We start from the raw sequence: 20,200 nt of genomic DNA on the forward strand, positions 1-20,200 counted from the left end.
GGCACAGCGCATACGGGCAACCACCTGCCCCTCCAGCCACGAAGGAAGGCTGTCACGGTCCATCAAAGGTGCTGGCAGTCAGAAAGCCAACCGCCTGGTAACAAGTTGTTCAAGCACCGCTCCACCCTTCCCATGCTGCGCACCCGCAGCAATCGGGCTTTAACGCACCCCCACACTCGTAAAAAGCCCCCTGACAGCAGGTGTGCGCACTGATTCCGCATAAAATTTTCAACTTTGGCATCTGGCGCTGACAGGCGAAAATGCCTTTTTCGTACACCCTCGACTGTTCGTTGAAAGTACCTACATGTCTCTCGCGTCCGTGCTTTCCATGCTCGTCCATCGAAACAATCCATTACACCTCGTTCGCCCTGTTACAACCGCAGGAATGATTTGTGCGTTGGCGTTCACTGTGGGCAGCGCATGGGCGCAGCCATCACCGACGGCAGAAGTGGCCAAGCTGCTGGAGCAGGGCAAGCTCTCCGAAGCCGCCCAACGGGCTCAAAACCACCTCAAGCAAAACGCCAACGATGTGCCAATGCGTTTTTTGCAAGGCGTGATTGCCACGGAGCAGCGCAAGTACGATCAAGCCATTCAGATATTCACCGCACTCACCCAGGACTACCCCGGGCTGCCTGAGCCGTATAACAACCTGGCGGTGGTGTACGCGGCCAAGGGCGAAGAGCGCAAAGCTGCCCAAGTGCTTGAGCAGGCCATTCGCACCAACCCCAGCTACGCCACCGCGCATGAGAATTTGGGCGACTTGTATGCCCGCATGGCCAGCGATGCCTATGCCAAGGCGCTGCAACTGGATGGCAGTGGCAAAGCGATGCAGCCCAAGCTGTCGCTGATCAAGCAGATTTTCCCTGCCGCAGCACCTACTGCAACCGCGAAGGCCACGGCGGCTGCTTCTGCAGCACCTGCCGTGGCTGCACCGGTGGCAGCCCCCGCCGCGCCGGCAGGGACGCCCGCCGACAAGCCCGTAGCCGTGTCCACCGCGCCCGCCCCCACACCGGCCGCATCCGCCCCTGTGGTGGTAACCGCAGCAGCGCCGGTGGCAGATGCCAAGCCGGCACCGGTCGCCAAGCCTGCAGAGCCTGCCAAGGACAAAGAAGCTGCCAAACCTGCAGAGCCCGTCAAAGCCAAAGAAACCGCCCAGCCAGACCGCCAGCAACATGCCGTGGCAGCGGTAGAAAAAGCGGTGCTGGCATGGGCCAAAGCGTGGGAGCAGCAAAATATGGCGGCTTACTACGCGGCCTACAGCAACCACTTTGACCCCCAAGGCGGCACGCTGGCTGCGTGGAAGGCAGAGCGCAAAGACCGCATTGTGGGCAAGCCCGCCATCACGGTGGAGGTGCGAGACCTGAAGGTCTCCGTGCATGGCGAACGGGCCACTGCCAACTTCCGCCAGTACTACGCGGCAGGCAGCTACAAGGCGACCACCCGCAAAACCCTGCGGCTGCAGCAAGAAGGGGATAAGTGGCGCATCACCCGAGAGGAAACGGGCCGCTAATGTTTCGCACTACCAACCGCTGCGCTACGGCGCTGCTATCGCTGGCGGTATTCACCAGCAGCCTGACGTGGAGCACGCTCAGCCATGCTGAGACCGAGCAAACGCGCGCCGAAAAACGTCTGGTGGAAATCTTGGCGCAAATTGAGCGCCGGGAAATCAACGAAGCGTTTCGCGCCGTCACTGAGCTGACCGAAGAAGTTCCCAACTTCCGCGCGGCCCAGCTGCTGTATGCCGATATGCTACGCCTGCGCACCGGCGCCACACCAATGGGTGAGCAACTGGCCCACGCCCAGGCCACGCCCAGCAAGCGCAACATGGGCGTCGCCGATCAGGACATTGCCCCGCCGGAGTTTTACAAGGGCCTGAAAAACGAGCTACAGCGCCGCCGCCAAGCGGCGATTGATCTGCCGCCCCCCGGCATGGTGCCCAGCAACCTGATGCACCTGGGCAGCTCGGTGCGCCACGTGATTGCGGTGGACACCAGCAAGTCACGCCTGTATGTGTTCTCCAATGGCCCCAAAGGGCTGGAGGTGGTGAGCAATTTCTACGTCACGGTGGGCCGCAACGGCGTCAACAAACGCGTAGAAGGCGACCAGCGCACCCCACTGGGTGTGTATTTTGTCGGCCGCCAGATCCCCAGCGAAAAGCTGCCCGAGCTGTATGGCAAAGGCGCGCTCACGGTGAACTACCCCAATGACTGGGATCGCTTCCTGGGTCGCACCGGCAGCGGTATCTGGCTGCACGGCGTGCCTTCCGACCAGTTCGCCCGGGTGCCGCAAGCCAGCGATGGCTGCGTGGTGCTGTCCAATCCGGACATTGCGTTTTTGATGGCGTCGATTGACCGCCGCACCCCCGTGCTGATTACCGAGAAGCTGCACTGGGTAACGCCGCAGTGGACCATGAAGCAGCACCAGCAAGACAATTTCAAAAAAGAAATTGACCGCTGGCAAACAGCCTGGCGCCAAGGCGATACGCAGAGCCTGAACCAGCTCTACAGCGCCGAGCTGGCGGCTGCAGATGCGCTGGAAAAACGCCGTGGCCGTTTGGCCAGCGTAGGGCCTCTGTCCAAGCTGTCGGTGGAAGACATGTCGGTCTACAACTGGCAAGAAGACGCCGGAGAGATCCGCATCGTGAATTTGCACGTGGCCAAGAATGCCTCCACCACGGTGCGCCAGTACTGGCGCAAGCAAGGCGGCCACTGGCAAATTTTTGCGGAAGATCTGCTGAGCTAGGCACCGCTGCAGGCAACGCGGCCTGCTCTACGCACCCCACACAACAAAGCCCGCAACTGCGGGCTTTGTTGTACCGGCCTCAGAAAGCCGCACGCCGTGCCACGCGTTGCCTCAGGTCTTCATGCGCTGCACCAGACGCTGGCTTTGCGCATCCATGCCCACCAGCTCCACGGTGCAGCCATGCTGCTGCAGGCGCTGCACCACTTTATCCAGCGCACCAATCGCGGTGATATCCCAAAAGTGTGCGGCACTCACATCGATACGCACGGGCAGCCCCGCAACGGCGCGCACATCAAACTGATCGACCAGGGCATCGGCAGAGGCAAAAAACACCTGGCCGCTGACTCGCCATCTGCGCATGCCCGTGTGCGCATCATCTTCGTAGGTGACGTTCAGCATGTGCGCCACCTTGAAGGTAAAGAACACCCCCGACAGCAGCACCCCAGCAATCACCCCCGCCGCCAGGTTGTGCGTGGCCACGGTGATGACCACGGTGGCCAACATCACGGCACTGGACAAGCGCGGGTAGCGCACCATATTGCCCAGCGATTTCCAGTCAAAGGTCGATGCCGACACCATCACCATGATGGCCACCAGCGCCATCACCGGCACCTGCGACACCCAGTCTTTCAGCGCCACCATCAGCACCAGCAAAAACACCCCGGCAAACAACGTGGACAAGCGCCCGCGCCCGCCGTATTTCACATTGCCCACTGCCTGGCCAATCATGCCGCAGCCGGCAATGCCGCCAAACACGCTGGACGCCATATTGGCCATGCCCAGGCCTGTGCACTCGCGGTTTTTGTCGCTGGGGGTGTTGGTCATCTCGTCGACCACGGCCGCCGTCAGCACCGACTCCAGCAAGCCCACCATGGCAATCGCCAAAGCAGGCAACAAAATGATGCGCAGGGTGTCAATGCTGGCAGGCACCTCGGGCAGGCCAAACAGCGGCAGCGCATCGGGCAGCTTGCCCAAATCCGCCACCGTGGCCACGGGCAGGCCCAGCCACGATGCCAGCACGGTCAGCAGCACCACGCAAATCAGCGGGGATGGGATGGCGGTGAGCGCTTTGAACTGCCAACGCTGCCCCAGCCACGGCAAGCCGTAAATGATGAGCAAGCCTAAACCCAGCATGCCCCATGTGGCGCCGTTGGCATGGTGCAAATGCGGCAGCTGCGCCGCAAAAATCATGATGGCCAGTGCGTTCACAAACCCGGTGCGCACCGAGCTGGAGACAAAGCGCATCAGCACGCCCATCTTGCACAGGCCAAAGACGATTTGCATCGCCCCCGCCAGCAAGCCAGCCGCAAACAGGTACTGAATGCCATGCGAGGCCACCAGGGGCGCGGCCACCAGCGCCACCGAGCCCGCAGCCGCCGACACCATGGCCGGGCGCCCGCCAAACACGGCAATCACGATGCTGATGACGAACGAGGCAAACAGTCCCACCGAAGGGTCCACGCCCGCCACAAAGGAAAAGGCAATCACTTCCGGAATCAGCGCAAACGTGGCGACGGCACCCGCCAGCAATTCACGTGGAATGCTAGGCGCCCATTCCGCGCGCAGGCGGGTTAACAAAGGCAAAGACATACAGACAGGCGAGATTCAACGTGCAGGTGCGTGATGGTAGAGCTTTCCTTCACGGCACGCACAACAACAAAAAAGGAGCTGCTTGCGCTGATGAAACAATGTTTTCAGGGCCTTATGACTCTGAAAACAAGGAAACACCAGCGCTAACAGCTCCTGTTTCTGAACAGGCGCAAGCACCGTTTCAGCAGAACTTCGCCACGCAACCGCTCAATGCAGCGAAGCCCTTGTCACTTTTCAGTTACGCGCCGCAGCACTTCTTGAACTTCTTGCCGCTGCCGCAGCTGCAAGGATCGTTGCGGCCAGGCTGTTCGCCCTTGACCATGGCCTCCACGCGGGGGCCCATGCTGCGCCACAGCTGGCGCAGGTCGTACACGGCCCACACGGCTTCGCCAAAGGCGTCCAGGCGCTCTTGGCTGGTGGATGCAGGGCCGTCTTCGTCATACAGGTTCAGCGTGGCTTCACCGTCGTCGTCTTCGGTCAGGTTGACGATGAATTCCATGGCGGCATCCAGCCACTGCGCGGCTTCCTTGTCGCGGGGGGCAGCCCATTCTTCGGCCCAGTTTTCCACCACAAACATAAAGCCCAGTGCCCAGACCTGGCCCAGCGAAGGCACTTCTTCGTCTTCCAGCTCAGCGCGTTCGGCTTCGGGCAGCATCAACAGCGCGCCACGGGTGTCCATCACTTCAGGCTGGAATGCGGCCTGGTCTTCCAGCGACTTGATTTCGGTGTCCAGCTGGGCGCGCACTTCGTCCATGCGCAGCGCCACCAGCTCCAAGAAGCGTGCTTGCTGGGCTTCGCTGTCAAAGGCTTCCAGCTTGGGCAGTGGCTGGCCTTCGGCCACTTCCAGCGCCTCGCCATCGCCCAGCAGCATGGGCAGCCACTCGCCCGTGGGAATGTCGCGGCGTGTGCAGATCAGTGCGGTCAAAAAGCCGTCACAGAACTCCCACTGGGGGATTTCTTCGGCGCGCTCGCGCATGGCTTCAAGCATGTTGTCCAGCTCTTCCAGCATCTCGGTGCTCAGCGCGGTTTCAACTTCGGGGGCGTCAGTTTGGTGGTTTTCCATAGCGTAGGGGTGTGTAAGTTAGCGGGCTGCCAGCCCATGTACGAATTCGGCGGTCTCCTGCATGGCGGTGCTGCCGTCATTCGCACAATTGGTGCAAAGGGGCGGGACTGCATGCTTGGCGCATGCGTGGCCGATAGCAGGCAGTGTAGCCCGCAGGCCAAGCCCGTGTCCGCTACACAGGAGTTGTCTGCATACACCATGGCCCAACCCGCTCCTGGCACCTTTTCCCCGTGGCTACACGGCGCGGGCGCTGGGTATCGCAGGCTGATTGCCGCGCTGGCTTGGGCCTGCTGGATGGGCAATGTACCGGGAGCGTGCCTGTGCGCACAGCATTCCAATCTCTCCTGCGCCACTCAAGCCTTCTGCAGCCGCCGCCAAGGAACAAGGCACAATCGCCGGATTGCCCGCAACACCCCCAGGTCTTGCGGCCCTGCGTGTATTGACTGATGTGCCTGTGCCTGCTTCCAACGCTTCCATTGACTACGCCGCCTTCCTCCACGCCCATGTGCTGAGCCAACCGCACAGCGTGATGCGCTACGACCAGGCTGGCGAAACCTTGTGGGTCAAGCGCGCCGGGGCACTCAACCCCAGCTGGCGTTATCGCGTGCTCGGCGCATTGGCCAAAGCGTTCAAGATGCCCGTGCTCAGCCCCGTGCCCAACCCCGGGGGCAAGGTGGCCGTTGCCACCGAGGTGCGGCGCCTGCAAGACTTTGCCGCGCGCGGCCTGCGCGCCCCCGAGGTGCTGGCGGTGTCCGAAGATGGCTTTGTGATGCGCCACCTGGGTGCGCCCGGCGAGCGCACACCCAGCCTGAGCGACGAGATGGAAGAGGCCATCGCCCGGGGTGCCAACGCCGTGCTGGCGCACTGGAAGCAAGGCCTGCAAGCGATTAGCAAAGTTCACAAAGCAGGCACCACCCTCAGCCAGGCCTTTGCCCGCAATTTGGTGCGCTGCCCCGATGGGGTGATTGGCTATATCGACTTTGAAGACGACCCCACGGCCCACCTGCCCCTGCCGGTGTGCCAGGTGCGCGATGCGCTGTGTTATGCCCATTCCACCGCGTGGATGCTGGAGCGCGCCGGAGCCCTGCCGGAAGCGCGCAAACACTGGAGGGCGTGGGTGCAAACCTTGTCGCCCGAAGCACGCCAGGTGCTGCATGCGTCCATCGTCCGGCTGGCATGGGCCCAACGCTTGCCGATGGACCGCAAGCTGGGGCGCGACGGGCAGCGCATCCGCATGGCGTTTGAGTTGCTGCGCGCCGACCTGTAAGTAAGCACCGCATCATTTCATAGCTGGCAGCGCTTGCTGCATCAGCGTTAGCGCCCTAAAACACCATAAAAAAATGCCCTGCAATGCAGGGCATTTTTTTCAGCTGGGGTCAGCACAGATAGGGCGGCAGGCGCCCCGCAGTCTGCGCCAGCGCTTAGGCCTTCACAGGCTCCAGCGCGGGCAACTCCTGGCCATCCAGCACGGCGTGCAGGCGATCCATATCCACGCCCTTTTCCCAGCGCGACACGACCACCGTGGCCACGGCATTGCCAATGAAATTGGTCAGCGAGCGGCATTCGGACATAAAGCGATCCACACCCAAAATCAGCGCCATACCGGCCACGGGCACTTCCGGCACCACGGCCAGTGTCGCCGCCAGGGTGATGAAGCCTGCGCCGGTCACGCCAGCAGCGCCCTTGGACGACAGCATGGCCACCAGCAGCAGCGCAATTTGGTGCCCCAGTGTCAGCTCGGTGTTGGTGGCCTGGGCAATGAACAGCGCCGCCAGCGTCATGTAGATGTTGGTGCCGTCCAGGTTGAACGAATAACCGGTGGGCACTACCAGGCCAACCACCGACTTCTTGCAGCCTGCATGCTCCATCTTGTGCATCAGCGAAGGCAGGGCCGACTCAGACGACGAAGTACCCAGCACCAGCAGCAGCTCTTCCTTGAGGTAGCGGATCAGCTTGATCACAGAGAAGCCACAGGCACGGGCCACAGCGCCCAGCACCACCAGCACGAAGATGGCGGAGGTAATGTAGAAAGTCATCACCAGCTCGACCAGGTTCAGCAGCGAACCCAGACCAAACTTGCCGATGGTGAAGGCCATGGCACCGAAAGCACCGATGGGGGCGGCCTTCATGACAATGTTCACCAGCTTGAACACGGGCTTTTGCAGCGCTTCAAAGAAGTTCAGGATGGGCTTGCCAGCCTCACCTGTCATGGCCAGCGACACACCAAACAGCACAGCCACCAGCAGCACCTGCAGGATGTTGTCGCCAATGAAGGGGCTGATCAGCGTCTTGGGGATGATGTCCATCACAAAGCCGGTCAGCGTCATATCGTGCGACTTGGCCACATAGCCCTGCACGGCCTTCTGGTCCAGATCGGCCACATTGATGTTCATGCCAGCGCCAGGCTGGAACACATTGGCCACGATCAGGCCCACCACCAGTGCCAGCGTCGAGAAGGTCAGGAAGTACGCCATGGCCTTGCCGAACACGCGGCCCACGGTACTCAGCTGGGTCATGCCCGCAATACCGGTGACGATGGTCAGGAAAATCACCGGCGCGATGATCATCTTGATCAACTTGATGAACGCATCGCCAAAAGGCTTCATGGCTGCGCCGTATTCGGGCTCAAAGTAGCCCAGCAACACGCCGATGATGATGGCAAACACCACTTGGAAATACAGCTGGCGATAGAACGGCAGCTTGAGCTTGGCAATAGCTTCGGCAGGGACGGCTTGCATACAAAATCTTCCGGAGAAATCCAAAGATGAATGCACCACACAGGTGCGACTGCCGGGTTTGTACTGCGCAGCCACCAAACTGCCGATAACCTATTGGTATTAGATGGTGCCGCTCCCTAGGGAAACACGCGGTTTTCTACGTAGAAATACGAATCTTCGCCCCCCTGGCACAAGCCCGGCTGCAGGCAAATTGCCGCGATCGAGGGCACACTGAAGGGATGTTTCCAAACCTTCGCCGCCGCCCCGCCTGGACCGTTGTCATCCTGATTGCAGGCATGCTGCTGAGCATGCTCAGCGTCGGCTGGCTGACGTGGCGCCAGGCACTGCTGAGCGAAAGCGAAGTCTTCCAACGCCAGCTGGCGGTGCGCGCGCAGGCGCTGACCCAGCGCGTCGACCGCTACCGCACCCTGCCCGAGGTCCTGTCGCTCGACCCGGAGCTGCGCGCCGCGTTACAGCGCCCGCTCAACCACTACGACGTGGACTACCTCAACCGCAAGCTGGAGCGCGCCAACGGCGCCAGCCAGTCGTCCACCCTCACGCTCATCAACCGTTCGGGGATTGCCGTGGCCGCCAGCAACTGGCGCGAGGCACGCAACAACGTGGGGGAAGACTACAACTACCGCCCCTACGTGCGAGACGCCCTGGCCACCGGCAAGGGGCGCTTTTATGGGATTGGCACCACCACGGGCTTGCCGGGCTACTTTCTGTCACAAGCGATTTACGACGAAAACGGCGCAACGATTGGCCTGATCGCAATCAAGATTGCCTTGCAGGAGCTGGAGCGCCAGTGGCCCCGCAACACCGACATGGTGGTGGTGTCAGACAAACATGGCGTCATCTTCCTGACCAGCCGCGAGGCCTGGCGCTATCGCCTGCTGTACCCACTCACCCCGCAGGCCGAAGCCGAGCTGGTGGCCACGCGCCAGTACCAATCCGAAACGCTGTCGCCGCTCAATTTCAAGGTCAGCAAGACCCTGGATAACGGCAGCCGACTGGTCAATATTGACGACCCGGAGCTCCCCCGCCGCATGCTGCTGCAAAGCATAGACCTGCCCAACAGCAACTGGAGAATGCACTTGCTGCACGACACCAGCTCCAGCGCCACCACCAGCTGGTGGGCGGCGGCAGCAGCAGCGGGGCTGTGGCTGGCCGGTGGCCTGCTGGTGCTGTTTGTGCGCCAGCGCCAGCGCATTGCACGCTTGCGCCTGCGCAGCCGCCAAGAGCTGGAGACGGTGCTGAAACAACATGCCCAAGAGCTGCGCACGGCCCAGGACGGCATCGTGCAAGCCGCGCAGCAGGCCGACACCGGCCTGTCACGCAGTCTGGAGCACCTGCCCCAAGGCGTGGTCATCATCGATGCCAACCTGAATCTGGTGGCGTGGAACTCACGCTACCTGCAGCTGTTTCGCTACCCTTCGGAGCTGATCTATGTGGGCGCCCCGATTGAGGCCCTGCTGCGCCACAACGCCAAGCGCGGCCTGCTCGGCGATGCGCCCATGGAAGTGGCCATTCAACGCCGTCTGGGCCATCTGCGCAGCGGCAAACCACATTTGCACGAAAGCGAAAAAGGCGACGGCACGGTGCTGGAAATTCGCGGCAACCCGCTGCCGGACGGCGGCTTTGTCACCAGCTATGCCGACATCACCAGCTACAAAAATGCCGCGCGCGAGTTGCGTTCGCTGGCCGATGCGCTGGAGCAGCGTGTGGCCGAGCGCACCCGCGATCTGGAAGCCGCGCGCCAAGAGGCCGAGCAAGCCAACCGCTACAAAACCCGGTTTGTGAACGCTGCCGTGCACGACTTACTGCAGCCGCTGAACGCCGCGCGCATGTACACCAGCTTGCTGCCCAGCCACGTGCACGACGAGGCCGGGCGCCATGTCGCCGAGAGCATTGACGCGGCGCTGGCCTCGCAAGACGCCATCCTCACCAGCATGCTGGACATTGCGCGCATGGAGTCGGGCCAGCTGGAAGTGCATGTGCGTGACTTCGCACTGGATTCTCTGCTGCACGTAGTGCACAACAACTTCTCCATGCTGGCAGACAGCGAAGGCTTGCAGCTGCGCACCCGCTCCAGCCGCTATGTGGTGCGCAGTGACGAGGCTTTGCTGCGCCGCATCCTGCAAAACTTTGTCTCCAACGCCATTCGCTACAGCCGCAAGGGCCGCATCGTGGTGGGCTGCCGCCGCATGGGGGCACAGGTGCGCATTGAGGTACACGACCAAGGCCCGGGCATTGCGCCCAGCCTGCAGCGCGAAATCTTTGAGGAATTTCGCCGCCTGGATGAAGGCCATGCCGATGACCGCGGCACCGGCCTGGGGCTGGCGATTGTAGAGCGGCTGGGCAAGTTGCTGGGCCACGAAATTGGCCTGCGCTCCACGCTGGGCAAAGGCAGCGTGTTTTGGGTGACCGTGCCGCTGGGCGATGCCGCTGCGCTGCAGCCCGCCGTGCGCCCCAGCGCCCCGACGCGGCAGGACGATGCCCCGCTGCAAGGCGGCGTGGCGTGGTACATCGAAGATGACCCGCAAACCTGCGCCGCCACGCGCGCGCTGCTGGAGCGCTGGGGCTGCGCCGTGCCCTTTGCAGGCGGCCCGCATGAGGCACTGCAGCGCGCCCACCCCGGCAACGCACCCCAGCTGGTGCTGCTGGATGTGCACCTGGGCAACCAGCTGTATGGCCCCGACATCTACGCCCAGCTGTGCGAACGCTGGGGGCAGACACCACCGGTAATCTTGCTCACCGCCGAGCGCGATGCATCGCTGCGCCGCCAAGCGGCCGAACGGGGCTGGGGCTTTTTGGCCAAACCGGTACGCCCGCCAGCCCTGCGTGCCTTGCTGAGCCAGACCTTGTTGCGCATTCGCGAAGGCTAGGCTTTGCGTCCGCTTGGCGTGATGTGTGAAGCCCCGGTCATACGACGCAGCCCCGCAAAACTGACGGCAGCGTGGCGGCTGAAGGCCTGAAGACTTTGGCGGCACAGACTGTAGGCTTGGCGAAAAAACGACGTCTTAGGGGTCGTGTTATCAGCGCCCACTGATACAAGCAAAATTGACATCTAGCGCTTATGCAGCAAGCGCTAACAGCTATCTTTTCAGAATTACCTCATCCCACCCCACGGGCCGCTGGCACGATCGTGCGGGCCGCAACCACTTCGCACAGCAGCATCCGCCCAGCGCACAAACCCGGTTGAATGCACCCGCGCTACCGGCCACCCCCACTCCAATTCACCGCCCGTGTCAGCGCCGCAGCACTCTCATCCGTTGAACCACCTAGTTTGTCCCTACGTTGTTCATGACCTCCCGAAACACTGCCCTTGACCAGATCAAGGCCGTGGCATGCCTGCTGATTGTGTGCCACCACCTCGCGTTCTATGGCCCCATGTCCGATGCCCTGCACCCCGCGTTGGGGGGGCTGCTGGCGTGGCTGGATGAATACGCCCGCATGGCGGTGCAGGTGTTTCTGGTGCTGGGCGGCTACTTTGCAGCAGCTGCGCTGGCGCCCCAGGGCGTGGGCAGACACCCGCAGTTCTGGCCTGTGCTGAGCAAGCGCTTTGTGCGCTTGAGCCTGCCCTACAGCGCTGCGCTGGTGGTGGCGATTGTGGTGAACGAAACCGTACGTGGCCTGGGGTTTGAGCACGACTCTGTCTCTGCCACGCCCACCTGGGCCAGCGTGATCGCCCATTTGCTGCTGCTGCACAGCGTGGCAGATTTTGAGTCGATTTCTGCGGGCGTCTGGTATGTGGCCATCGACTTTCAGCTGTATGCGCTGTGCCTGCTATGGCTGTGGCTGTGCAAGCAAGGCAGCCGCTGGGCAGGCTGGGGGCAAGCGGGCATCACCGCCGCCACGGCCGCATCGCTGTGGGTGTGGAACCTGAACCCCGATCTGGATATCTGGGCCGTGTACTTCATGGGTGCCTACGGGCTGGGCATGATGGCTTGGTGGGCCACGCACAGCGAACAGCGTGCGCAGCGCATGCTGTGGGTGGCCCTGATCGCCGCCCTCACGCTGGCCGCACTGGGCATGGAATGGCGTGACCGTATTGCGCTGGCAGGCGGCAGCGCCCTGCTGCTGGCCGTTGGCGGCAATGTGCACTGGCGCGAAGCGGTGCGCACGTGGCAGCTGCCACCCCTGGTGTGGATGGGCCAGCGCTCGTACTCCATCTTCTTGATTCACTTCCCCATGTGTTTGCTGGTGAGTGCCGAAGTCCACACCCATTGGCCAGACAGCATGGTCGCCAACAGCCTGGGCATGGTGGCCGCCGTGCTGCTGTCGATCAGCGCCGGGGCCGTGCTGTATGAGTGGACGGAACGCAGCACCGCCACCTGGCAACGCCTGCGCCACTGGCATGTCGGCGTGCTCTCCACCGGCTTGATGGCCACCCTGTTGCAGTGGATGTAGGGCGTTCGCACATTCCCAAATAGCTAGCTGCCCGCGCTTGCTGGATCAGCGTTAGCCAGCTATTTGACACGCAATCTGGGGAAACGCCACGGGCTACCACGCAGGCTGCAAAGGGCTTTTCAGCCCCTTCGGCGGCACCGTCGCAGCCCCCTGCGCGCCTGCCGTGGCAAGTGCTTTCTGGCGCCCTGGCAATCGCTGCAGCGCAAAGAATTTTTCAACCGGCCAGCGCCACGCTGGGGGGGTCAGAGATCGCTGTCGTTTTCCAGGCTTTTCACCAGCACCGCCGCCTGCGTGCGTGAATAGCACTCCAGCTTTTTCAAAATCGCCGTCACATGCACTTTGACGGTGTTCTCGGCCAGCCCCAGCTCGTGCGCAATTTGCTTGTTCAGCAAACCATCGGCCAGGCACAGCAGCACGCGAAACTGCTGCGGCGTGAGCTGTGCCAGCCGCGCAGCCAAGTCGGCATCGGCCTCGGAGCGCTCCGCCGCCATGGGCGGAAACCAGCTGCCGCCTTCCAGCACCGCCTCAATCGCCCCGGCAATATCTTCTGCCGGTGCGGATTTGGGAATAAAACCTGCAGCACCAAATTGCTGGGCACGGCGAATCACGCGGGGGTGGTCATTGGAAGAGATGATGACCACGGGAATTTCCGGATATTCCCCGCGCACATGCAGCAAGGTGGAAAAGCCCCGCGCACCAGGCATGGTCAGGTCCAGCAGCACCAACTCCACCTCGGGGTGCTCTTGCAAAGTGCTGCTGACCGTGGCAGCACTGGCAGCCTCCAACGTGTGAAACTGTGCAAACCGCTCACGCAGCACGTGCAGCACCGCAGCACGGAACAAAGGGTGGTCGTCGGCAACAAGCAAGGTAGGAGGAGGCATGGTGGACAAGTCTGCCACGCCACCGCACTGAGCGCTTTGCACCCTGGCAAAGTCAATGCGCACCCACCAACAAAAATGCCCTACAGCCATTGCTGGAGGGCACTTCTTACTGCGATTTTTTTACAGCCCGCAGTGGCTGCGATCAGCACCAATTACTGGTTGGCGATTTCCAAATGGGCAGCGCGTGCTTCTTGGATGAATTCGATCAGGGAGTTGATGGCTTGACGCATGACAGTGCTTTCTGTGTACGAGATGCCTAGCAAGGTGTTGCAGGCAGGCATCTCAACTGCACCGCAACTACGCGTTAACCTCTAAGTGATAACCCGTAGACATAAGTATAAACCACATGATTATTTTTTGCACAGTCATTCTTTGCCGACGCTGTGGTTTATGCGTCAATGCCACCCGCTGGGTATGAAACGCTGCCCCAAAGCCTGGCGCTGCACGCCTTGCTGGGATATCTCGCGCGCCACCAAGGCATGCAAATGGATGCTGCGGTCTTGCACCAAATCCGCCAGCGGCAGCACATACGCCGTCTGCTCCGGCGCAAAAGCCACGGCGCGCAAAAAGCCGATGGGCACAAAACTGCGTTGCGTACCGTTGCTCAGCAGGAGATAGGGCTGCAGCACGCCATCGGGCTTCCAGAAGTCCAGCACGCGATAGGCCATATCAGGGGCAAAACGCTGCAACAAGCTTGCAGTGCCGGGAACGACACCGATGGCTTGTACACAGACATACAGGGCAGATTCGATATTGAGCATGCCAACCACTCCTTGGCGCCAGCCACAGACAGAGCAAAGAGTGTGCGACAGGGCGCCCGCGCTGTGTTGGGAGGCTTCACCAAATGCGCCACGGTCTGACACAGCAGCCTACAAAACGCCGATCAGCGGTACCGATCTGCGCGCTGATGCAGCCGGTCAGCCACTGGCCTGCGGCGGATGCCCATCGGGCGGCAAAGGCTGTGGCCCTTTGTCTGGCTCCACGGGTTGGGGACGTGTCGCGTGGCACAGCATGGCATTTCCTCCAAGCTCAAACAGGCATACAGTGTCGCGCGTTCTTTACGCAACGGGAGTGGCAAGCACTGCATTCCAGCCCCGCTCCTACACACAGGGCTGATGCTCCCCAGCACCCTTTCTGCCCAGATTGCATGGACCGCCCCGCGGGCGAGCCCTCCCTTTTCCTACAGTCGTGTGCCTCACGTACTGACCATGCCGCTGCAATGTGCTTGCTACAAACAACGTACCAAGCATCTCTAACGGCACCTGTCTGCCTCTCTTTGCAAAGTGAGCCCCATGCCAACGACTGCACTGCGCCGCACTGCCTCCACCCCCTCTACCCAACGCAGCACCTCCCCCAAAACCACGGCCTCGCAAGCCAAGCGCACGGCGATTGCCAAAGCACAGGCCGTTGCACCGGATATACCCGCGCACATTGGCAGCACACCAGCGACCACGTTTCGCGGTGATCCGGATTTGTTTGGCCAGCTGGTGCAAGACCATGACCGCCACCGGGCACTGCTGGCCATGATCGGAGAGACCGTGGGCGCATCGCCGGAGCGGAAAAAACTCTTCCAAGAGCTGGCGCTGGAGCTCAAAAGCCATGCCGCTGCCGAGGAGCAGGCCCTGTGGTCCACCGTGATGCGCAACCCACAGACCACCGACGACGCGCGCCATGCCGTGAGCGAGCACAAGTCCATCGATGACATGCTGGCCGATCTGGCCGCGCGCGACATGGCCTCTGCGGCGTGGATGCGCCGTTTTGCCGCTTTGCGGGAGGTGTATCTGCACCACATCCGCGAAGAAGAGCAAGAGCAATTCGTGGCCGCGCAAAAGCACCTGTCACCCACCGATGTGCGCTACCTCCACACGGTTTTTAACCGTCGCAAAAAAGCCGAAAAGGCCAGCACAAAGATCGAGAAAAAAATTAAACTCAAAAAGTAAATTCAAAACAATCTCTGGCACAAAAAAGCCGCTTGCGGGATTCACCTGCAAGCGGCTTTTTTATAGGGCCAACTCAGGCTTGGGTGCGGCGCGTGCGCACCGCCGCAGCCAGCTGCTGCAGCACCGGAATGGTCTGCGCGATGCTGATGCAGGCATCGGTCAGCGACACGCCATAGGCCAAGTCCTGGCCTTCCACAATGTCTTGGCGGCCTTCGCTCAAATGGCTTTCAATCATCACCCCGGTAATGCGCTGGTCACCAGCGGCAATCTGCTGCGCCACATCGGCTGCCACATCGATTTGGCGGCGGTGTTGTTTGCTGCTGTTGGCGTGTGACATGTCCACCATCACCTGCGGGCGCAGGCCCGACTTTGCCAGCAGCTCGCAGGCCGCTTGCACATCGGCAGCGCTGTAGTTGGGCTGTTTGCCGCCACGCAAAATCACGTGACAGTCTTGGTTGCCACGGGTTTCAAAAATCGCGCTTTGGCCCATCTTGGTCATGCCCATGAAGGCATGGCTCGATTGCGCGGCCACGATCGCATCGCTGGCCACCTTCACGCCGCCATCCGTGCCATTTTTAAAGCCCACCGGGCAGCTCAGGCCGCTGGCCAACTGGCGGTGACTCTGGCTTTCGGTGGTGCGCGCACCAATCGCGCCCCAGCTGACCAAATCGCTGATGAATTGGGGCGAGAGCAGATCCAAAAACTCCGTGCCCGTGGGCAGGCCCAGCTCCAGCACCTCCAGCAGCAGCTGGCGCGCCAGCTTCAGGCCTTCGTTGACGTTGAAGCTGCCATCGCGGTACGGGTCGTTGATGTACCCCTTCCAGCCCACGGTGGTGCGTGGCTTTTCAAAGTACACGCGCATCACGATCAGCAGATCGTCCTGCAGCGCATCGGCCTGCGCCTTGAGCTGGCGCGCGTATTCCATGGCCTGCGCATGATCGTGGATGGAGCAAGGCCCCACCACCACAACCAGACGGTCATCTTCCCCATGCAGCACGCGCGAGATGGCGCGGCGACTGCTTTCCACCAGCGCCAGGGCCTGCTCCGTGGCAGGCAGCCACTCCTCCAGCAAAGCGGGGGTGAGCAGCGGGCGCACGGTCTTGATGCGGGTGTCGTCAATGCGGGTCTTGTCCAGCGTGGACAAGGCCGCAGGCTTGGTCAGAGAGGGCGAAGAAGTCATCCCGCCATTGTCGCTGTCTGGCCACAAAGCTGCCAGTTCCAGGGTTGGGCGCCGCCCACGCCTGTCTCCAAATCCCAAAACAATAGCTATCAGCGCTTGACAGCTAAGCGCTAGCGGCCAATTTAAGCCATACCTACTGGGGGTGCTGCCACCGTTTCCTGCAGCACGATATTGCCCACCGTTGCGCCATAGGTCTGCGCCACGCGCTTGCGTTGTTTGAGCACGGCTTTGTCTTTGCTCACCAGCAGAGCCTGGTGCTGGCCGGCCAGATCCAGAAAGTGCTGGTCATCGGGGTCGGTGCAGGTAAAGCGGATTTTGGGCGCTTCGGCCACGTATTCCACAGTAGCATCGAATGCCGCCATCACGCCCTCGGGCGTCTTGCCGTAGAACGAGACACGCGGTGCAATCTGGCTGTAGTGCAGCACGCGCTCCAGTTCAATGCGCTGGGTCTGGTCGGCAATCCAGCGCACCTGGCCCTGGGCGATGAGCTCCCGGATCGGCGGAATGTGCGGATCGTCAAAGATCAGCATGTCCAGCACCACATTGGTATCCAGCACCATCGGGCGTGGCCACGGCCCGGTGTAGCCCGCGTTGCAAGCGGGCCATTTCAGGACTATTTTCATGCTCAGCCCTTATCAGACGGGCGCTGATCGCTCTCATCTTTACGAAGTTTGACCGCACCCTTGATCATCTCGAAGCAGAACAGGCGGCACTCGATGGGGCCGTTCCACATGGGGGTGCGGCGCGATTCTTTAAGGCGCATCTTGCCGGGCAGCTTCAAATCGGGCGTGAGCATCCAGCCACTCCAGCCGCTGTAGTGCTTCTTCCAGTGAGTGGCCAGCTGGCTGAAGAACTCGCCACCGTCTTCGGTTTGCGCTGTTTCGCGGCCCACGCGCTCGACCGCGTCCATGCGCTCTGCGGCATTGCGGCCAAAGCTGCCGGCAGCGGCAATACGCTCGCCGTACGGGGGGTTGAGCAGCATCATGCCCGGCTGCTCGCACGGGGGCATACGCTGCAGGGCGTCACCACCACGCAGGTTCACAGTCTCGGCCACGCCGGCACGCTCGGCATTGCGCTGGGCAAAGTCCACCATGCGGTGCGAGACATCGGAGCCAAAAATCGGCACGGGGCTTTCATCCAAAATTTGGGCCTCGGCCTCATCCAGGATTTGCTCCCACACATGGCGCTGGAACGGCACCAGCTTTTCAAACGCAAAGCGGCGCAAGATGCCAGCGGGAATCTTGCGGGCGATTTGTGCGGCCTCAATCACCACCGTGCCCGAGCCGCAGCAGGGGTCGTACAGCGGCTGTGGATTGGGGCCATGCGGGTTCCAGCCCGTGGCGGCAATCATGGCGGCGGCCAGGGTTTCCTTGAGCGGTGCATCGCCCTTGTCTTCGCGCCAGCCGCGCTTGAACAGCGCTTCGCCCGTGGTGTCCATGTACAGCGTGCAGGTGTCGGTGGTCAGGTGCATGTGCACGCGTACGTCAGGGTGGTGGGTTTCCACGCTGGGGCGCACGCCGTTGCGCTTGGCGCGGAAGCGATCGGCAATCGCATCCTTGACCTTGAGGGCCGCAAAATTCAGGCTGGTCAGCGGGCTGTGCTGGGCCGTCACCTCGATCTTGAACGTTTCTTTGGGCGTGAACCAAATTTCCCAAGCCACCTCGCTGGCAGCGCGGTACAGATCGTTCTCGCTGCGGTACTCGGTGAACGACAGCTCCACCAGCACCCGCTGGGCCAGACGGCTGTGCAGATTGAGCAGCATGGCGTCGCGCCACATGGCGCGCACCATGACACCGCCCCGGCCGGTGAGCACGTCGTCCTTGCCCACGCCCGTAATAGCGCGCACTTCGTCGGCCAGAAAACCCTCAACGCCAGCGGCGCAGGGCAAAAACAAATGCAATTGGTTCATAGCAGGGGTCCAGCATACGCGAGCCGCCTCGCCGTGGTGTGGCTGCCGGCAGACTCCCGCTGAAAGCAAAAACGCAGCGTCAGCCGCTGCGTTCTCGATGATGTTCTAGGAGGTAATTTTAAAGGGCCGTGCCGACCTGCGCTACTGCACAGGTATCAACCCGGCGCTGCGCGTGCTTAGAGCGCCTTGCGCAGGTTCGCTGGTGCAATTTTGAGCGCTTCGCGGTACTTGGCCACGGTGCGGCGCGCGCATTCAATGCCTTGTTCCTTGAGCATCTCGGCAATCTGGCTGTCCGACAGCGGCTTTTTGGTGTTTTCGGCCGCCACAAACTGTTTGATCAAGGCCCGCACCGCGGTGCTGGAGGCATTGCCGCCCGTCTCCGTGCCCAGCCCGGAGCCAAAGAAGAATTTCAGCTCATAGGTGCCGTGCGGCGTGGCCATGTACTTGGCCGTGGTCACGCGGCTGATGGTGGATTCGTGCAGGCCCAGCTCATCGGCAATGTCGCGCAGCACCAGCGGGCGCATGGCCAGCTCGCCATGCACGAAGAAGTTCTTTTGCCGGTCAACGATGGCCTTGGACACGCGCAAGATGGTGTCAAAGCGCTGCTGCACGTTCTTGATGAACCAGCGCGCCTCCTGCAGCCGCTGCTGCAGGCCGGCGTGCCCGTCGCTGCCCTTGTGGCTGCGCAGGGCGTTGGCATACACATCGTGCACGCGCAGGCGCGGCATGACATCCGGGTTCAGCTGCACGCTGAACTGCGCCAGGCCATCGCCCCCCTTGCGCGACGTTTTCTTGACGATGACATCGGGCACGATGATGTGGCGCTCCACATCGGCAAAGCGCCGCCCCGGTTTGGGCTCCAACCGCGCAATCACACCCAGCGCGGCGCGCACCTTGGCTTCGGGCAGGCCACAGGCCTGCATCAGTTTGCGCACATCGCGCCGCGCCAGCATGTCCAGCGGCTGCGCGCAGACCTGCAGCGCCACCTCCAGCAGCTCGTCCTGCGGGTCCTCGCGGTGCAGGTGCAACAGCTGCAGGCGCAGGCATTCGGCCAGATCGCGAGCGCCCACACCCACCGGCTCCAGCGACTGCAGCAGGCGCAGGGCCACCGTGAAGCGGTGCACCAGCTCGTCCAACTGCTCCAGATCGTCGGTGCCAGCCAGCCCCTCGGCCAGCTCCTGCAGCGAATCTTCCAGGTAGCCGTCGTCGTTGAGGTTTTCGATCAGAAACCTCAGGGCGTAGCGGTCGAGTTCGGACAGGCGCAGCGACAGCGCCTGCTGGTGCAGAAAATCGGTCAGCGACTCGTGGCTGCCCGCCAAGTCCAAGGCGGTGGGCGCGTCGTCATCGTCGTTGCGCTGGCCGCGTGCGGAGGCCTCACCGCCCCATTCACCCTCATCGAAGGACGACATGTCCACGCTGCCGTCGCCTTCCCAGTCATTGGGCACATCGCTTTCCGGCGCTGAAAATTCTTGGTCTTTTGAGCCTTCAGCGCTTGCTGCGCCTGCGCTGTCAGCTATGGAATATGGAGAGTCGTCCGCCGTATCCGCATCCCCCTGCGGGGCGGTATTGGCACTGTCGAGGCCAAATTCTTCACGCGGCGCATCCTCGGTCGCGATCTCGAGGAAAGGGTTGTCGTCGAGCATCTGCTCAACTTCTTGGGACAGCTCCAGCGTCGATAGCTGTAAGAGGCGAATGGATTGCTGCAGTTGCGGCGTAAGTGCTAAATGCTGTGAGACCCGCAGTGACAAACCTGGCTTCAACGCTG

At 62.1% G+C, this 20,200-nt stretch carries 16 protein-coding genes; 6 read left to right on the forward strand and 10 right to left on the reverse strand.

Annotated elements, in window-relative coordinates:
• Window positions 1-397: 397 nt before the first annotated feature.
• Window positions 398-1,510, forward strand: a complete 1,113-nt coding sequence (locus tag QEP12_RS07125) for a YybH family protein (protein WP_284213805.1) — start codon at window positions 398-400, stop codon at window positions 1,508-1,510.
• Complete coding sequence (locus QEP12_RS07130; protein ID WP_174862297.1) at window positions 1,510-2,742, forward strand: L,D-transpeptidase family protein; 1,233 nt, start codon at window positions 1,510-1,512, stop codon at window positions 2,740-2,742. The genes QEP12_RS07125 and QEP12_RS07130 overlap by 1 nt, the downstream gene beginning before the upstream one ends.
• A 111-nt stretch (window positions 2,743-2,853) precedes the next feature.
• Here QEP12_RS07130 and QEP12_RS07135 read toward each other — a convergent pair whose 3' ends face one another.
• Window positions 2,854-4,332 carry a SulP family inorganic anion transporter gene (locus tag QEP12_RS07135; protein ID WP_284213806.1) on the reverse strand — a complete coding sequence of 493 codons (1,479 nt, stop codon included), beginning with the start codon at window positions 4,330-4,332 and terminating at the stop codon, window positions 2,854-2,856.
• Between the two features lie 238 nt (window positions 4,333-4,570).
• Window positions 4,571-5,395, reverse strand: a complete 825-nt coding sequence (locus QEP12_RS07140; RefSeq protein WP_284213808.1) for a UPF0149 family protein — start codon at window positions 5,393-5,395, stop codon at window positions 4,571-4,573.
• 454 nt (window positions 5,396-5,849) lie between these two features.
• Here QEP12_RS07140 and QEP12_RS07145 point away from each other — a divergent pair, with 454 nt between their 5' ends.
• A complete protein-coding gene (locus QEP12_RS07145; protein WP_284213830.1) occupies window positions 5,850-6,662 on the forward strand; it encodes a BUD32 family EKC/KEOPS complex subunit in 813 nt (270 codons plus the stop codon).
• A 154-nt stretch (window positions 6,663-6,816) separates the two neighbouring features.
• Here the strand turns inward: QEP12_RS07145 and QEP12_RS07150 are convergent, their stop codons facing one another.
• Complete coding sequence (locus tag QEP12_RS07150) at window positions 6,817-8,133, reverse strand: dicarboxylate/amino acid:cation symporter (protein ID WP_174862296.1); 1,317 nt, start codon at window positions 8,131-8,133, stop codon at window positions 6,817-6,819.
• A 218-nt stretch (window positions 8,134-8,351) separates the two neighbouring features.
• Between QEP12_RS07150 and QEP12_RS07155 the strand changes: the two genes are divergently transcribed.
• Entirely contained in the window at window positions 8,352-11,000 is a 2,649-nt protein-coding gene (locus tag QEP12_RS07155; protein ID WP_284213809.1) for a hybrid sensor histidine kinase/response regulator, read from the forward strand.
• A gap of 418 nt (window positions 11,001-11,418) precedes the next feature.
• Entirely contained in the window at window positions 11,419-12,525 is a 1,107-nt protein-coding gene (locus QEP12_RS07160; RefSeq protein WP_284213810.1) for an acyltransferase family protein, read from the forward strand.
• A 242-nt stretch (window positions 12,526-12,767) separates the two neighbouring features.
• Here the strand turns inward: QEP12_RS07160 and QEP12_RS07165 are convergent, their stop codons facing one another.
• From QEP12_RS07165 to QEP12_RS07175, 3 genes are all read right to left on the reverse strand, one after another.
• On the reverse strand, window positions 12,768-13,406 hold the full coding sequence (locus QEP12_RS07165) for a response regulator (protein WP_284213811.1): 639 nt from the start codon (window positions 13,404-13,406) through the stop codon (window positions 12,768-12,770).
• Window positions 13,407-13,558: 152 nt separating this feature from the next.
• Complete coding sequence (locus tag QEP12_RS07170; RefSeq protein WP_257469127.1) at window positions 13,559-13,687, reverse strand: hypothetical protein; 129 nt, start codon at window positions 13,685-13,687, stop codon at window positions 13,559-13,561.
• 114 nt (window positions 13,688-13,801) lie between these two features.
• Complete coding sequence (locus QEP12_RS07175) at window positions 13,802-14,167, reverse strand: hypothetical protein (protein WP_174862293.1); 366 nt, start codon at window positions 14,165-14,167, stop codon at window positions 13,802-13,804.
• 531 nt (window positions 14,168-14,698) lie between these two features.
• Between QEP12_RS07175 and QEP12_RS07180 the strand changes: the two genes are divergently transcribed.
• Complete coding sequence (locus QEP12_RS07180; protein WP_284213814.1) at window positions 14,699-15,346, forward strand: hemerythrin domain-containing protein; 648 nt, start codon at window positions 14,699-14,701, stop codon at window positions 15,344-15,346.
• A 73-nt stretch (window positions 15,347-15,419) separates the two neighbouring features.
• Here the strand turns inward: QEP12_RS07180 and QEP12_RS07185 are convergent, their stop codons facing one another.
• The 4 genes from QEP12_RS07185 to QEP12_RS07200 all read right to left on the reverse strand — a co-directional run bounded on the left by QEP12_RS07185 (window position 15,420) and on the right by QEP12_RS07200 (window position 20,195).
• Window positions 15,420-16,526, reverse strand: coding sequence for a 3-deoxy-7-phosphoheptulonate synthase (locus tag QEP12_RS07185; RefSeq protein ID WP_284213815.1), 1,107 nt, complete (start codon window positions 16,524-16,526; stop codon window positions 15,420-15,422).
• 122 nt (window positions 16,527-16,648) lie between these two features.
• Complete coding sequence (locus QEP12_RS07190) at window positions 16,649-17,149, reverse strand: putative toxin-antitoxin system toxin component, PIN family (RefSeq protein WP_284213816.1); 501 nt, start codon at window positions 17,147-17,149, stop codon at window positions 16,649-16,651.
• Between the two features lie 2 nt (window positions 17,150-17,151).
• Complete coding sequence (locus QEP12_RS07195) at window positions 17,152-18,435, reverse strand: THUMP domain-containing class I SAM-dependent RNA methyltransferase (protein ID WP_174862290.1); 1,284 nt, start codon at window positions 18,433-18,435, stop codon at window positions 17,152-17,154.
• A 176-nt stretch (window positions 18,436-18,611) separates the two neighbouring features.
• Window positions 18,612-20,195 (reverse strand): RNA polymerase factor sigma-54, encoded by a 1,584-nt coding sequence (locus tag QEP12_RS07200; protein ID WP_284213817.1) that lies wholly within the window; start codon window positions 20,193-20,195, stop codon window positions 18,612-18,614.
• Window positions 20,196-20,200: the final 5 nt, after the last annotated feature.

Source organism: Comamonas jiangduensis (assembly GCF_030162955.1).
GTDB lineage: Bacteria > Pseudomonadota > Gammaproteobacteria > Burkholderiales > Burkholderiaceae_C > Comamonas > Comamonas jiangduensis.